The sequence below is a fragment of the Kitasatospora sp. NPDC101183 genome (assembly GCF_044767945.1).
Taxonomy (GTDB): domain Bacteria; phylum Actinomycetota; class Actinomycetes; order Streptomycetales; family Streptomycetaceae; genus Kitasatospora.
In genome coordinates this window covers 15,975-30,833 of record NZ_JBIWOW010000026.1, presented here as the reverse complement: position 1 = coordinate 30,833, position 14,859 = coordinate 15,975, and the positions used below count along the sequence as shown (strand labels likewise).

Sequence of the window (14,859 nt, the reverse complement as noted above, 5' to 3'; positions counted from 1 at the left end):
CCGCCGCCCGAGCGGTCCCGCGCCCACCCCCACGGGCGCGGGGCCGTTCACTCCCCGTGCGCCGCTCACACTCCCCGTACGGAGAGCACGTCCATCCGCGAGGGCGTCCCCGCCGCCCGGCCGCAGCTCTCCGGCCGCGCCGGCTCGCTGAATCCCTCCACCACGTCCACCTCCCACGCCCGGCCGTCCCGGTGCACCACCGACACCAGCCAGCGGCCCTGCCCGTCCGGGCGCTGCGACAGCGTCAGCACGTCCACCGCCGTCTCGCCCGTCGCCAGCCGCACCGCGTGCTCCGCCGCCTGGCCCGGACGCTCCCAGCCCGAACAGCCCCGCGACCACTGCGGCACCACATGGCCCGCCGCCGTCGCCGCCAGCACCTCCTTGGCGCTCTCCGCCGACAGCCGCCCGTACGCGTAGCCGTACGGCAGCACCAGCATCGTGGGGGAGAAGCGGTGCCCGCCCAGGTGCGTCACCTCCCACACCTCGCTGTGCCCGGCCGCCGCCAGATCCGCCGCCAGCGGACGGCCCAGCAGCGCGCAGCAGCGGTCCCGACGGCCGTTGGTGCACACCAGGGCCACCGGGCCGCCGACGTGCTCCGCCCCGAAACCCGTGTGGTCGCCCGCGCCCAGCGCCGCGAAGTCCAGCGCCAGCAGCTCGGACGGGTCCGCGACCTGCGCCCGGCGCACCCAGCCCCGGCCCGGCACCGTGTGCGCCACGATCACCTCGTGCCGGACGTCCGGCAGGCAGTCCGCGTGCCGCCCGGGCCGGCGGATCAGCGCCACCCGTACGCCGGTGCCCTCCGCGGCCGCGTCCAGGGCCCGGCCCACCGCCGCGTCCAGATGGCTCTCGCCCAGGGCCTTCGCGCCCCAGGGGCCGTTCTGCTCCAGCAGCAGCCAGGTGGCCGCCGTCGCCGCCGTCGCGGCCAACGGCTCCGAAAGTTCGAGCGACGCGCTCGCACAGGTGCTCACCGGCGTAAGGGTACCCTCACCGGACGACCGGGGCCCGTCCCCTCGGAGGAGGCGGGCCCCGTCACGCTCACGCCGGGCCGGCCACCACCGCGACCGGCGCCGCCACCGGCGTACCCGAACCGTCCCGGCGCGGGTCCCGCTCCGGGAGCTCCACCGGCACGCCCTTGTCCGACGCGGCCCGCGCCGGAGCGGCGCCCGCCCACGCGAACGTCAGCGCGTCCTCACCGCGCAGGAACCGCTGGCAGCGCACCCCGCCCGTCGCCCGGCCCTTGCGCGGGTACTGCTCGAACGGCGTCACCTTCCACGAGGTCGGCTCGTCACCCGACAGCGTCCCCGTCGACGCCGCCACCGAGACCACCACCGCGTCCACCGCCGGGTCCACCGCCGTGAACGACAGCACGCGCGCCCCGTCCGACAGCTTGATCCCCGCCATGCCGCCCGCCGGGCGGCCCTGCGGACGCACCTGGCCCGCCGGGTAGCGCAGCAACTGCGCGTCCGAGGCGATGAAGACCAGGTCCTCCTCGCCCGTGCGCAACTCCACCGCGCCCACCAGCTCGTCACCCTCCTTGAGGGCGATCACCTCGAACTCGTCCTTGTTCGCCGGCCACTCCGGCACCACCCGCTTCACCACGCCCTGCAGCGTGCCCAGCGCCAGCCCCGGCGAGGACTCGTCCAGCGTCGTCAGCGCCAGCGCCCGCTCCCCGGCCTCCAGCCGCAGGAACTCGCCCACCGCCGCACCGCCCGCCAGCGTCGGCGACGGGGTCGGCGGCAGCGCCGGCAGATCGATCACCGGCAGCCGCAGCACCCGGCCCGCCGACGTCACCACACCCACGTCCGCCCGCGCCGTCGCCGGAACCGCCGACACGATCACGTCGTGCTTCGCCCGCTTCTCCGACACCTCGAACGGCTCGCCGTCCGCCGTCCGCGCCAGCAGACCCGTCGACGACAGCAGCACCCGGCACGGATCGTCCGCCACCTCCAGCGGCACCGACAGCGCCGCCGACGGCACCGCCCCCGCCTCCAGCAGCACCGTGCGCCGCTCCGTACCGAACTGCTTCGACACCGCGCCCAGTTCGGAGGACACCACGCTGCGCAGCCGCGCGTCCGACTCCAGGATCTCCGTCAACTCGGCGATCTCCGAGGTCAGCTTCGCCTTCTCCTCCTCCAGCTCCACCCGGTCGAACCGCGTCAACCGGCGCAGCGGAGTGTCCAGGATGTACGCCGTCTGCGTCTGGGACAGCGAGAAGCGCTCCATCAGGCGCTCCTTCGCCTGCTGAGCGTTGTCACTCGACCGGATGATCGCGATGACCTCGTCGATGTCGACCAGCGCCACCAGCAGGCCCTCGACCAGGTGCAGCCGCTCCTCCCGCTTGCGGCGGCGGAAGTCGCTGCGCCGCCGCACCACCGTGAACCGGTGGTCGACGTACACCTCCAGCAGCTCCTTCAGACCCAGCGTCAACGGCTGACCGTCCACCAGCGCCACGTTGTTGATGCCGAAGGTCTCCTCCATCGGCGTCAACTTGTACAGCTGCTCCAGCAGCGCCTCCGGCACGAAGCCGTTCTTCACCTCGATCACCAGGCGCAGCCCGTGCTCGCGGTCCGTCAGGTCCTTGACGTCCGCGATGCCCTGCAGCTTCTTCGCGTTGACCAGGTCCTTGACCTTCGAAATCACCTTCTCCGGGCCGACGTTGAACGGCAGCTCCGTCACCACGATGCCCTTGCGGCGCGCCGACACGCTCTCGACCGACGTCGTCGCCCGGATCTTGAACGTCCCGCGCCCCGACTCGTACGCGTCCCGGATGCCCGACAGGCCCACGATCCGCCCGCCCGTCGGCAGGTCCGGCCCCGGCACGAACCGCATCAGCGTGTCCAGGTCCGCGCTCGGGTGCTTGATCAGGTGCCGGGCCGCCGCCACCACCTCGGACAGGTTGTGCGGCGGCATGTTCGTCGCCATGCCCACCGCGATGCCCGTCGCGCCGTTCACCAGCAGGTTCGGGAACGCCGCCGGCAGCGCCAACGGCTCCTGCTCGCTGCCGTCGTAGTTCGGGCCGAAGTCGACGGTGTCCTCGTGGATCGACTCCACCATCGCCATCGACGCCGCCGTCAGCCGCGACTCCGTGTACCGCATCGCGGCCGGCGGGTCGTCGTTGCCCAGCGAACCGAAGTTCCCGTGCCCGTCGATCAGCGGCAGCCGCATCGAGAACGGCTGCGCCATGCGCACCACCGAGTCGTAGATCGACGCGTCACCGTGCGGGTGCAGCCGACCCATCACCTCGCCCACCACGCGCGCGCACTTCACGTGCGCGCGGTCCGGACGCAGGCCCATCTCGTTGGCCTGGTACAGGATTCGCCGGTGCACCGGCTTCAGACCGTCCCGCGCGTCCGGCAGCGCACGCGAGTAGATCACCGAGTAGGCGTACTCCAGGAAGGAGCCCTGCATCTCGTCCACGACGTCGACGTCGAGGATGCGCTCCTCGAAGTCTCCGGGCGGCGGGGTCTGCGAACTGCGGCGGGCCATCGCGGCGGGGCTCCCTTACGTGTCGCTGGCGCTGTCTCGATCGGGCCCGGCCACCGGGCCCGCCGCGGCCCCCGTCAACAGGGCGCGGCGCCCCCATTGTGGACCCTCGCACGGACACTCCCGGCCAGCGGCCCTCTTCCGCCCCTGGCGAACGCCCCGTCCGCGCGGACACGAACGCACCGCTCGCGCGTTGCACCACAATGGGGGACGCCACACGAACCCCGACATCGACGACGGGAAGGACCCGAGCGCATGGCCAACCCGGCCCCCGCCTCCCAGCGAGGCATCGCCATCACCGAGCACCGCCTGGCCAACGGCCTGCGTGTCGTCCTCTCCGAGGACCACCTCACCCCGGTCGCCGCTGTCTGCCTCTGGTACGACGTGGGCTCCCGCCACGAGGTCGAGGGCCGCACCGGCCTCGCCCACCTCTTCGAGCACCTCATGTTCCAGGGCTCCGCGAACGTCTCCAACAACGGGCACTTCGAACTGGTCCAGGGCGCCGGCGGCTCCCTGAACGGCACCACCAGCTTCGAGCGCACCAACTACTTCGAGACCATGCCGGCCCACCAGTTGGAACTCGCCCTCTGGCTCGAGGCCGACCGCATGGGCTCCCTGCTCGCCGCCCTCGACGAGACCTCCATGGAGAACCAGCGCGACGTCGTCAAGAACGAGCGCCGCCAGCGCTACGACAACGTCCCGTACGGCACCGCCTTCGAGAAGCTCACCGCGCTCTCCTTCCCCGGCGACCACCCGTACCACCACACCCCCATCGGCTCCATGGCCGACCTCGACGCCGCCACCCTCGAGGACGCCCGCGCGTTCTTCCGCACCTACTACGCGCCCAACAACGCCGTCCTGTCCGTCGTCGGCGACATCGACCCCGAGCAGACCGTCGCCTGGGTCGAGAAGTACTTCGGCACCATCCCCGCCCACGACGGCAAGCAGCCCCCGCGCTCCGGCGAACTCCCCGACGTCATCGGCCGCGAGGTCCGCGAACTCGTCCACGAGGACGTCCCCTCCCGCGCCCTCATGGCCGCCTACCGACTCCCGCACGACGGCACCCGCGAAGCCGACGCCGCCGACCTCGCCCTCACCATCCTGGGCAGCGGCGAGTCCAGCCGCCTCTACAACCGGCTCGTCCGCCGCGACCGCACCGCCGTCTCCGCCGGCTTCGGCCTGCTGCGCCTCGCCGGCGCCCCCAGCCTCGGCTGGCTCGACGTCAAGACCTCCGGCGACGCCACCATCGCGCAGATCGACGCCGCCGTGGACGAGGAGCTCGCCCGCTTCGCCGCCGAGGGCCCCACCACCGAGGAACTCGAGCGCGCCCAGGCCCAGATCGAGCGCGAGTCCCTCGACCGCCTCACCACCGTCGCCGGCCGCGCCGACGAACTCTGCCGCTACGCCGTCCTGTTCGGCGACCCCGGGCTCGTCAACGAGGCCCTGCCCCACGTCCTCTCCGTCACCGCCGAAGAGGTCCGGGCCGTCGCCGCCGCCCGCCTCCACCCCGCCAACCGGGCCGTCCTCGCCTACGAGCCGACCGCCACCGCCGACGACGCCGACACCGACGCCGACACCGCTGCCGACGAGGAGGGTGCCACCGTATGAGCACCGACCAGGCCCCCGCCATGACGTTCCACCCCCAGCCCCAGCCCGGCACCCCCACCCCCTGGGCCTTCCCCGCCCCCGAGCGCGCGGCCCTCGGCAACGGCATCACCGTCCTGCACTGCCACCGGCCCGGCCAGCAGCTCGTCGCCGTCGAGGTCCTCCTCGACGCCCCGCTCGCCGCCGAGCCCGACGGCCTCGACGGCGTCGCCGCCGTCCTCGCCCGCGCGCTCAGCGAGGGCACCGACACCCTCACCGCCGAGCAGTACGCCGCCGAACTCGAGCGCGCCGGCGCCACCCTCGACGCCCACGCCGACCACCCCTGCCTGCGCGTCTCCCTCGAAGTCCCCGCCTCCCGCCTCCAGCGCGGCCTCACCCTCCTCGCCGACGCCCTGCGCGCCCCCGCCCTCCCGGAGGAGGAGATCGAGCGCCTCGTCGCCAACCGCCTCGACGAGATCGTCCACGAGCAGGCCAACCCGGCCCGACGCGCCGTCAAGGCCCTCTACGCCGAGCTCTTCGACGCCGCCGACCGCCTCTCCCGCCCCCGGGCCGGCACCGCCGACACCGTCAAGGCCATCGACCGCTCCGCCGTCCGGTCCTTCTACGAGGCCCACGTGCGCCCGGCCACCACCACCGTCGTCGTGGTCGGCGACCTCACCGGCGTCGAGCTGCCCGCCCTGCTGGAGAGCACCCTCGGCACCTGGACCGGCACCGCCGCCGAGCCCTCCGCCCTCGCCCCCGTCACCGGCGACGACCGCGGCCGCGTCCTCATCGTCGACCGCCCCGGCTCCGTCCAGACCCAGCTGCTCATCGGCCGCATCGGCGCCGACCGCCACGACCCCGTCTGGGCCGCCCAGATCCTCGGCACCTACTGCCTCGGCGGCACCCTCACCTCCCGCCTCGACCGCGTCCTGCGCGAGGAGAAGGGCTACACCTACGGCGTCCGCGCCTTCGCCCAGCCGCTGCGCTCCGCCGCCGACGGCACCGGCCGCTCGCTGCTCGCCATCAGCGGCTCCGTCGACACCGCCTCCACCGCCCCGGCGCTGGAGGACACCTGGAAGATCCTGCGCACCCTCGCCGCCGAGGGCCTCACCGACGCCGAGCGCGACGAGGCCGTGCAGTTCCTGGTCGGCGTCGCCCCGCTCAAGTACGAGACCGCGGGCTCCGTCGCCGGCACCCTGGCCGACCAGGTCGAGCAGCACCTGCCGGACGACTACCAGGCGGAGGTCTACCGGCAGCTCGCCGAACTGCCCACCGCCGCGGCCACCGCGGCCGTCGTCGCCGCCTTCCAGCCGGACCGCCTCGTCACCGTCCTCGTCGGCGACGCCGCCGCGATCGCGGAGGACGTGCGGGCGCTCGGCATCGGCGAGGTCACGGTCGTCAGCTGAGGTCTCCCGTTCCCGGCCCGGTGGAGCACCCGCTCCGCCGGGCCGGACGCATTCTTGAACCGGCGCTGCTTAATTCCGTTGCAGGCACCTGACGTTCCGTGGATAGATGTTCCCCGACGCACAGAACGTGCGAATCGCGGATACGACGAAGGGAGGCGGTCACCATGCGGGTCGAGCGAACCATACGACGCTCCCCAAGGCCGTCCTCCCCCTGTTCCGCCCTGACCGCCTGAGCGCGGTCCACCCCCGAACTTCCCCGAGCCGCACCGGGATTCTGCGTGCGGCACTCTCTCCTGCGTTCAACCGACCCCTGGAGGTCGTTCCACCATGACGTACACCGAAGTCCCCGGCATCCGGGTCCCGATCCGGATGTGGACCAACCCGGCGACGGTCGAGGGCGCGGCCATGCAGCAGCTGCGCAACATCAGCTCCCTGCCCTGGCTCCACGGCCTCGCCGTGATGCCCGACGTCCACCTGGGCAAGGGCGCCACCGTCGGCTCCGTCATCGCCATGAACGGCGCGGTCTGCCCGGCGGCGGTCGGCGTCGACATCGGCTGCGGCATGAGCGCGGTGAAGACCTCCCTCACCGCCAAGGACCTCCCGGACGACCTGTCGCGGCTGCGCTCCAAGATCGAGCAGGCCATCCCCGTCGGCCGCGGCCTCCACACCGACCCGGTCGACCCGACGAAGCTCCACGGCTTCCGCACGTCGGGCTGGGACGACTTCTGGGAGCGCTTCGACGGGGTCGCGCAGGAGGTCAAGTGGCGCCGCGAGCGGGCGATGCAGCAGATGGCGACGCTCGGAGGAGGTAATCATTTTATCGAAGTGTGTGTTGATTCCACCGGTGCGGTCTGGCTGATGCTCCACTCCGGCTCCCGGAACATCGGCAAGGAACTGGCGGAGCACCACATGGGCGTCGCCCGCTCGCTGCCGCACAACCAGGGCCTGGTCGACCGGGACCTCGCCGTCTTCATCGCGGACACTCCGCAGATGGCCGCCTACCGCGAGGACCTCTTCTGGGCGCAGGAGTACGCCAAGCGCAACCGCGCGGTGATGATGGCGCTCTTCCAGGACGTCGTCCGCCGCGAGTTCGCCAAGGCGAAGGTCGCGTTCGACGAGGTCATCAGCTGCCACCACAACTACGTGGCCGAGGAGACGTACGACGGAGTCGACCTGCTCGTCACCCGCAAGGGCGCGATCCGGGCCGGCAGCGGCGACTACGGGATCATCCCCGGCTCGATGGGGACGGGTTCGTACATCGTCCGCGGCCTCGGCAACGAGGCGTCGTTCAACTCCGCCTCCCACGGCGCCGGCCGCAAGATGAGCCGCACCGCGGCGAAGAAGCGCTTCACCACGAACGACCTGGCCGAGCAGACCAGGGGCGTGGAGTGCCGCAAGGACAGCGGTGTCGTGGACGAGATCCCGGGCGCCTACAAGAACATCGAGAAGGTCATCGAGCAGCAGAAGGACCTCGTCGAGGTGGTCGCGCACCTCAAGCAGGTCGTCTGCGTCAAGGGCTGACCGACGCCGACGGGGGTGTCGCCCACGGATCGTGGGCGACACCCCCGTCGGGGTGCTGCGCGACTCAGGCGGCGGCGGGGAGTTCGTCGAGGCCTTCGGCGACGAGCTTGGCGAGGCGGTTGAGGGCGTCGTCGGCGTTCTCCGCGTCGGAGGCGAGGATGACCTCGTCGCCGCCCTGGGCGCCCAGGCCGAGGAGGCCGAGCATGGAGGCGGCGTTGACCGGGTTGCCGCCCGGCTTGGCGATGGTGATCGGCACGCCGGTGGCCGTGACGGCCCGGACGAAGACGGAGGCGGGACGGGCGTGCAGGCCCTCGGCCCAACCGATGGTGACGCGGCGCTCAGCCATTGAACGTGCCTTTCCGGTGAAGCTGGTCACGGCCGTGCTCAGGGGGAGCGGGGGAAACGGCCATGTTGTCTAGACCAGTGTTGCACGCAGGCGACCTCTCGGAGCCGCCGCGTTCGGGAGTTGTGATTGTTTCTTTTCGGGGCATAAGGCCCGGTCGCGGGCCCTGTTCACCTTGCCGTGCACGCACGCCCGACGCCATTCGGCTCGCCGCCGGATAACCTGACGATCGTGGACGACTCCGCCTCAGACTCCGCCGCAGCGCACCCCGACCAGCCGGACTATCCGCAGCACTGGGAAGCCGACATCCTGCTGCGCGACGGCGGTACGGCCCGCATCAGGCCGATCACCCCCGGTGACGCCGGACGGCTGGTGGAGTTCTACGGACAGGTCTCGGAGCAGTCCAAGTACTTCCGCTTCTTCGCCCCCTACCCCCGGCTGTCCGACAAGGACGTCCGCCGCTTCACCCACCACGACTTCGTGAACCGCGTCGGCCTCGCCGTCGTCGTCCGTGACCGATTCATCGCCACCGTCCGCTACGACCGGATCGACGGCGAGGGCCGCCCCTGCGACACCGGCACCGACGCCGAGGTGGCCTTCCTGGTGCAGGACGCCCACCAGGGCCGGGGCGTGGCCTCCGCCCTGCTGGAGCACATCGCCGCCGTGGCGCAGGAGCGCGGCATCCGGCGCTTCCAGGCCGAGGTGCTGCCGGAGAACCGGAAGATGGTGAAGGTCTTCACCGACGCCGGCTACACCCAGCACCGCAGCTTCGCGGACGGCGTGGTGCACCTGGAGTTCGACCTCGAACAGACCGACCGCTCGCTGGCCGTGATGCGCGCCCGCGAGCACCGCGCCGAGGCCCGCTCGGTCCAGCGGCTGCTGACCCCGCGCTCGGTGGCGGTCATCGGTGTCTCCCGCAACCCGCAGACCGTCGGCCGGGCGATCCTGCGCGACCTGCTGGGCGGGTTCGCGCACGAGCCCGCCGAGACGGCCCGCACCGTGTACGCGGTGAACCGCAACGCCCCCGAGGGCACCGAACTGGACGGCATCCCCGTCCACCGCTCGCTCCTGGACATCCCCGGCCCCGTCGACCTCGCGGTGGTCACCGTCCCGGAGGGCGCCGTCCCCGCCGCCGTCGCCGAGTGCGGCGCGCACGGCGTGCAGGGCCTGGTGGTGGTGACGGCCGGCTACGCCGAGACGGGCCCCGAGGGCCGCGACCGCCAGCGCGCCCTGGTGCGCCAGGCCCGCGCGGCGGGCATGCGGGTGATCGGCCCGAACGCCTTCGGCCTGATCAACACCGACCCGGACCACCCGCTGAACGCCTCGCTCGCCCCGCACCTGCCCGATCGCGGCGGCTTCGGCATCTTCTGCCAGTCCGGTGCGATCGGCGTCGCCCTGCTGGAGGCGGCCCACAAGAGGGGCCTGGGCGTCTCCTCCTTCGCCTCCGTCGGCAACCGCTCGGACGTCTCCGGCAACGACTTCCTCCAGTACTGGGCCGAGGACGAGGCCACCGAGGTGGTCCTGCTCTACCTGGAGTCCTTCGGCAACCCCCGCAAGTTCACCCGGATCGCCCGCCGCCTGGCCGCCGTCAAGCCGGTCGTGGTGGTCAAGGGCGCCCGGCACACCGGCAGCCTCCCGCCCGGCCACGCCGTCCCCGCCACCGCGACGGGCCTGCGCGACGCGACCGTGGACGCCCTGTTCGAACAGGCCGGCGTCACCCGGGTCGCGACGATCACCGAGCTGTACGACACGGGCGAGCTGCTCGCCCAGCAGCCGCTGCCCCCGGGGGACCGCGTCGCCGTGGTCGGCAACTCCGACTCGCTGGGCCTGCTCACCTACGACGCCTGCCTCAGCGCCGGCCTCCGCCCGCGCACGCCCGTCGACCTCACCACCGCCGCCACGGGCGAGAACTTCCGCATCGCGCTGGACACCGCCCTCACCGACCCGGCCGTGGACGCGGTGATCGCCGTCGCGATCCCGCCGATCGGCACCTCCGCGCACGCCTTCATGGGCGGACGGCTCACCGGCCCCGACGACCCCGAGATGGGCTCGGACGATCCGGAGATCGCCGGGGCCCTGCTGGAGGCGGGCGTGCGCGCCCGCGAGTCGGGCAAGCCGCTGCTGCTGGCCCACCTGGCCCTGACCGACCTGCCGCTGCGCCTGCGCGAGGGCGGCATCCCCGCGTACGCGGCGCCCGAGCGGGCGGTGCGCGCGCTCGCGCACGCCGTCCACTACTCCCAGTGGCGCCGCCGCACCGCCGAGGCGGAGGAGACGGCCCGCGTCCCCGAGCTGGACCGGATCGACGAGCCGGCCGCCCGCGCCCTGGTCGAGGCGGCGCTCAACACCCGCGCCGCGGTCGCCGCCCGCACCCAGCCCGGCGGCGCCCGGATCACCCTGCCCGACGCCGAGGCCCGCGCCCTGCTGGACAGCTACGGCATCGACGTCTCCCCGACCCTGCCGGCCCCCGGCGAGGAGACGGCCGTCCGGGCCGCCGAGGCCCTGGGCTACCCGGTGGCCCTCAAGGCGACGGCCCCGCACCTGCGCCACCGCCCCGACCTGGGCAGCGTCCGCCTGGACCTCACCGGCGAGACGGGCCTGCGCCGCGCCCACCGCGAGCTGGACGCGCTGCTCGGCGGCGCCGCCCAGGCCGAGCTGGTGGTGCAGCGGCTGGCCCCGCGCGGGGTGGACACCGTGATCGGCGCGACCGTGGACCCGGCGGTCGGAGCGATCCTCTCCTTCGGCCTGGCCGGCGCCCCCGCCGAACTGCTGGGCGATGTGGCGCACCGGCTGGTTCCGGCCACCGACCAGGACGCGGCCTCCCTGATCAGGGAGGTGCGGGCGGCCCCGCTGCTGTTCGGCTGGCGCGGGGCGGAGTCGGTGGACACCGCCGCGCTGGAGGAGCTGCTGCTGAGGGTCTCGCAGCTGGTGGACGACGTGCCGGAGATCGCCTCGGTGGACCTCGAACCCGTGGTCGTGGCGCCGCACGGGCTGGCGATCCTGGGGGCGCGGGTGCGGATCGCGCCGCTGCCGGTCCGCAGCGATCTGGGTCCGCGCGCCATGAGCACGCTGTAGCCTTCCTTGGTTGCGCCTCGCCCGTGGGCGCCTGTTGTCCGAAGCTCGGCGCCGCGCCGCCCGCTTCGTCGGCGGACCATGCCAGGATGGAGTTATGGCGAAGACCGGTACCACCACTCAGGACCTGCGCTCGGCGATCGAGCGCAGTGGCTACTACCCGGCCCTGGTGTCCGAAGCGGTGGAGTCCGCGGTGGGCCCCGAGCCGATCAGCTCCTACCTGGTGCACCAGGAGACGACCTTCGACGCCAACGAGGTGCGCCGGCACGTGACGGTGCTGGTGCTGACCCCGACGCGCTTCGTGGTGAGCCACACCGACGAGCAGTCCGGCTCGGAGGGCAGCCCGGCGGTGCCGTTCGCGACGACCTCGACGGAGAGCGTCCGCCTGGACCGCATCGGCTCCGTGGTGGTGAGCCGGATGGTGGCGAACCCGGAGACGTACACCCCGGGCACGCTGCCGCGCGAGGTCGTGCTGACCATCGGCTGGGGCGCGGTGCAGCGCCTGGACCTGGAGCCGGCGGGCTGCTCGGACCCGAACTGCGACGCGGACCACGGCTACACCGGGTCGGCGACGGCTGACGACCTCTCACTGCGCGTGAGCGAGGCCGGGGACGGCCCCGAGACGGTGGCCCAGGCACTGCTGTTCGCCCGGGCGCTGTCCGACGCGACGATCGACAACGGCCCGCGGGCCTGACCGGCGCCTCCCGACAGCCAGCCACGAACCACCCCGACGAATCCGGTTCCATGTCCTTCGCTTCCCCCGACGGCTACGACGCCTTCGAGATCCTCGACCCGGCCACCGCCCCCGCGCCCCCGTACGGCAGCGGTTCGCTGTGCGACCTGCTGCCCTCGGTGGCGGCGGGCCTCGGCGTGCCCGGGTTCACCGCGACGCTGCCGATCGCCCCGGCCGACCGGGCGGTGGTGTTCCTGGTGGACGGCCTGGGCTGGGAGCTGCTGCTGCGCCACCCCGAGTACGCGCCGTTCCTGTCCTCGCTGATCGGCAGCTCGCTGGGCGGCTCCGGCCGCCCGCTGACCGCCGGCTTCCCGTCGACCACGGCGACCTCGCTGGCCTCGGTCGGCACGGGCACCCCGCCGGGCCTGCACGGGCTGGCGGGGTACACGGTGGCGGTGCCGGGGGCCGGGTACCTGATGAACCAGCTGCGCTGGCAGCCGCACACGGACCCGTACGCCTGGCAGCCGTACCCGACGGTCTTCGAGCAGGTGCACGCGGCCGGGGTGGCGACGGCGCAGGTGTCCTCGCCGCTGTTCTCCCAGACCCCGCTGACCAGGGTCGCGCTGTCCGGCGGCACCTTCCTGGGCCGCACCACGGGCGAGGAGCGGATGGACCTGGCGGCCTCCTGGCTGGCCGAGAACGACCGGGCGCTGGTGTACACCTACGTCAGCGAGCTGGACGGCGCGGGCCACCGCTTCGGCGTGGACTCCGACGAGTGGCGGATGATGCTGGACGCGGTCGACCGGCTGGCCCGGCGCCTGGCCGAGCAGCTGCCGCCCCGGTCGGCGATGTACGTGACGGCCGACCACGGCATGATCGACGTCGCTCCGGAGGACCGGATCGACTTCGACGAGGACTGGGAGCTCGGCGCGGGCGTGGCCCTGCTGGGCGGCGAGGGCCGGGCGCGCCACGTGTACGCGGTGCCGGGCGCGGCGGCCGACGTGCACACGGTGTGGAGCGAGGTGCTGGGCGACCGGATGTGGGTCGCCACCCGGGACGAGGCGATCGCGGCGGGCTGGTTCGGCCCGGTGGTGGACGATCGGGTGTACGGGCGGATCGGCGACGTGGTCGCCGCGGCGCGCGACGACATCGCCGTCATCGCCTCCCGCAACGAGCCCGGCGAATCCGCGATGATCGGTCTGCACGGCTCGATGACTCCGGTCGAGCAGTTCGTGCCGCTGCTCGAAGTCCGCGGCTGAGAAGCCACCTTGACCCCTCTGTGCCCGAACCCCCTTGATGTGAAAGGCCCTTGCTCCACCCATGGCTGAACTGGTGTTCTTCTCGGGCACGATGGACTGCGGTAAGTCGACGCTCGCGCTGCAGATGGACCACAACCACACCGCGCGCGGCCGGCAGGGCCTGATCCTGACCCGCAACGACCGGGCGGGCGCGGCGACGATCTCCAGTCGGCTGGGCCTGCGCGCGGACGCGGTGGAGGTGACGGACGAGTTCGACTTCCACGCGTACGTGGTGCAGCGGCTGTCGGCGGGCGGCCGGGTGGACTACCTGATCTGCGACGAGGCGCAGTTCTTCGCCGCCGAGCAGGTCGACCAGCTGGCCCGGGTGGTGGACGAACTCGACATTGACGTCTACACGTTCGGGATCACCACCGACTTCCGGACCCGGCTGTTCCCCGGTTCGCAGCGGCTGATCGAGCTGGCCGACCGGGTGGAGGTGCTGCAGGTCGAGGCGCTGTGCTGGTGCGGCGCGCGGGCGACGCACAACGCCCGTACGGTCGGCGGGGTGATGGTGGTCGAGGGCGCCCAGGTGGTGATCGGCGACATCTCGGTGCGCGAGGACGAGGTCGGCTACGAGGTGCTGTGCCGCCGCCACCACCGCCGCCGGATGACGGCGGCGACGGCCCGGGCCTCGGTGCTCTCCCCGGACGTGCTGCCCTTCGAGGAGCAGCAGGTCTAACCCGCGGCCTCCAGCACCGAGAAGTGCCCGCCCTGCGGGTCGGCCAGCCGGGCGGCGCGCCCGTGCGCGGTGGGGTGGGGTTCGACCAGGACGCGGCCGCCCAGGGCGAGGGCCCGGCCGGCCGTCGCCTCGGCGTCGCGGACGGCGAAGTGGGTGCGCCAGCGCGGCGGGTGGCCGCGCAGGTCGGCGTGGTGGCGGATGCCCGCGACGGGCCGGCCGTGGACGACGAGCGCGCTCTCCTCGGCGCCGGGCCGGACAGGCCGGACGGGCCGGGCGAGGACGGCGGCGTAGAAGGCGGCGGAGCCGTCCGCGTCGGGGGTGAGCAGTTCGGACCAGGCGGGCCCGCCTGGCTCGGCGCCGGCCTCGCGGCCGGGGTGCTCCTCGCCCTGCCAGAGGCCGAAGACGGCGCCGGAGACGTCGGCGGCGATGGCCATCCGCCCGGCGTGCTCGGCCTGGAGGGGGCCCACGGCGACCGTCCCGCCGCATTCGCGGACGAGCTGGGCGGTGCGGTCGGCGTCGTCGACGGCGAAGTAGGTGGTCCACAGCACCGGGAAGCCGGTGGCGGTGGAGACGCCGAGGCCGGCGACGGGGACGCCGTCGAGTTCGGCCCGTACATAGGCGCCGAGTTGCCCGGGGCCGGGGGTGTACGTCCAGCCGAGCAGTCCGCCGTAGAAGTCCTGGGCGCCGGGCAGGTCGTCGGTCAGCAGGCTGACCCAGCAGGGCGTTCCCTGGGCCAGTCGGAGTTCCACCGCGGGCAATGCGGGCCTCCTCACGGGTGGTTGGCGCACGGAAATCCTCGC

The 14,859-nt window shown here is 73.3% G+C and carries 11 protein-coding genes; 7 read left to right on the top strand and 4 right to left on the bottom strand.

The window, feature by feature from the left end; genetic code table 11:
• Positions 1–65: 65 nt before the first annotated feature.
• Together ACIRRS_RS30130 and ACIRRS_RS30125 are read right to left on the bottom strand one after the other, a co-directional pair.
• Entirely contained in the window at positions 66–968 is a 903-nt protein-coding gene (locus tag ACIRRS_RS30130) for a sucrase ferredoxin (RefSeq protein ID WP_402977250.1), read from the bottom strand.
• Between the two features lie 67 nt (positions 969–1,035).
• Positions 1,036–3,486, bottom strand: coding sequence for a DNA topoisomerase (ATP-hydrolyzing) subunit A (locus ACIRRS_RS30125; protein WP_402977247.1), 2,451 nt, complete (start codon positions 3,484–3,486; stop codon positions 1,036–1,038).
• A 252-nt stretch (positions 3,487–3,738) separates the two neighbouring features.
• Between ACIRRS_RS30125 and ACIRRS_RS30120 the strand changes: the two genes are divergently transcribed.
• The 3 genes from ACIRRS_RS30120 (at position 3,739) to ACIRRS_RS30110 (ending at position 7,997) form a co-directional block, all read left to right on the top strand.
• Complete coding sequence (locus ACIRRS_RS30120; RefSeq protein WP_402977244.1) at positions 3,739–5,091, top strand: M16 family metallopeptidase; 1,353 nt, start codon at positions 3,739–3,741, stop codon at positions 5,089–5,091.
• 20 nt (positions 5,092–5,111) lie between these two features.
• Positions 5,112–6,476 (top strand): M16 family metallopeptidase, encoded by a 1,365-nt coding sequence (locus ACIRRS_RS30115; RefSeq protein ID WP_402977420.1) that lies wholly within the window; start codon positions 5,112–5,114, stop codon positions 6,474–6,476.
• A 327-nt stretch (positions 6,477–6,803) separates the two neighbouring features.
• Positions 6,804–7,997, top strand: a complete 1,194-nt coding sequence (locus ACIRRS_RS30110) for an RtcB family protein (RefSeq protein WP_402977241.1) — start codon at positions 6,804–6,806, stop codon at positions 7,995–7,997.
• Between the two features lie 64 nt (positions 7,998–8,061).
• On the opposite strand, the gene ACIRRS_RS30105 is transcribed toward ACIRRS_RS30110, so the two are convergent.
• Positions 8,062–8,343: an HPr family phosphocarrier protein gene (locus ACIRRS_RS30105; RefSeq protein ID WP_402977238.1), complete on the bottom strand. Its 282-nt coding sequence runs from the start codon at positions 8,341–8,343 to the stop codon at positions 8,062–8,064.
• Between the two features lie 228 nt (positions 8,344–8,571).
• Here ACIRRS_RS30105 and ACIRRS_RS30100 point away from each other — a divergent pair, with 228 nt between their 5' ends.
• From ACIRRS_RS30100 to ACIRRS_RS30085, 4 genes are all read left to right on the top strand, one after another.
• Positions 8,572–11,412, top strand: coding sequence for a GNAT family N-acetyltransferase (locus ACIRRS_RS30100; protein WP_402977235.1), 2,841 nt, complete (start codon positions 8,572–8,574; stop codon positions 11,410–11,412).
• Between the two features lie 94 nt (positions 11,413–11,506).
• Positions 11,507–12,103 carry a DUF5998 family protein gene (locus ACIRRS_RS30095; RefSeq protein ID WP_402977232.1) on the top strand — a complete coding sequence of 199 codons (597 nt, stop codon included), beginning with the start codon at positions 11,507–11,509 and terminating at the stop codon, positions 12,101–12,103.
• A 50-nt stretch (positions 12,104–12,153) separates the two neighbouring features.
• Positions 12,154–13,341 carry an alkaline phosphatase family protein gene (locus ACIRRS_RS30090; protein ID WP_402977229.1) on the top strand — a complete coding sequence of 396 codons (1,188 nt, stop codon included), beginning with the start codon at positions 12,154–12,156 and terminating at the stop codon, positions 13,339–13,341.
• Between the two features lie 61 nt (positions 13,342–13,402).
• Positions 13,403–14,059 (top strand): thymidine kinase, encoded by a 657-nt coding sequence (locus ACIRRS_RS30085; protein WP_402977226.1) that lies wholly within the window; start codon positions 13,403–13,405, stop codon positions 14,057–14,059.
• Here the strand turns inward: ACIRRS_RS30085 and ACIRRS_RS30080 are convergent.
• Complete coding sequence (locus ACIRRS_RS30080; protein ID WP_402977418.1) at positions 14,056–14,808, bottom strand: VOC family protein; 753 nt, start codon at positions 14,806–14,808, stop codon at positions 14,056–14,058. The two genes, ACIRRS_RS30085 and ACIRRS_RS30080, sit on opposite strands and share 4 nt — an antisense overlap.
• Positions 14,809–14,859: the final 51 nt, after the last annotated feature.

Excerpts from the sequence above, each read along its gene's own strand:
- ACIRRS_RS30125 (WP_402977247.1), bottom strand. The coding sequence starts at position 3,486 with ATGGCCCGCCGCAGTTCGCAGACCCCGCCGCCCGGAGACTTCGAGGAG.
- ACIRRS_RS30120 (WP_402977244.1), top strand. The coding sequence starts at position 3,739 with ATGGCCAACCCGGCCCCCGCCTCCCAGCGAGGCATCGCCATCACCGAG.
- ACIRRS_RS30115 (WP_402977420.1), top strand. The coding sequence starts at position 5,112 with ATGACGTTCCACCCCCAGCCCCAGCCCGGCACCCCCACCCCCTGGGCC.
- ACIRRS_RS30110 (WP_402977241.1), top strand. The coding sequence starts at position 6,804 with ATGACGTACACCGAAGTCCCCGGCATCCGGGTCCCGATCCGGATGTGG.
- ACIRRS_RS30105 (WP_402977238.1), bottom strand. The coding sequence starts at position 8,343 with ATGGCTGAGCGCCGCGTCACCATCGGTTGGGCCGAGGGCCTGCACGCC.
- ACIRRS_RS30095 (WP_402977232.1), top strand. The coding sequence starts at position 11,507 with ATGGCGAAGACCGGTACCACCACTCAGGACCTGCGCTCGGCGATCGAG.
- ACIRRS_RS30090 (WP_402977229.1), top strand. The coding sequence starts at position 12,154 with ATGTCCTTCGCTTCCCCCGACGGCTACGACGCCTTCGAGATCCTCGAC.
- ACIRRS_RS30085 (WP_402977226.1), top strand. The coding sequence starts at position 13,403 with ATGGCTGAACTGGTGTTCTTCTCGGGCACGATGGACTGCGGTAAGTCG.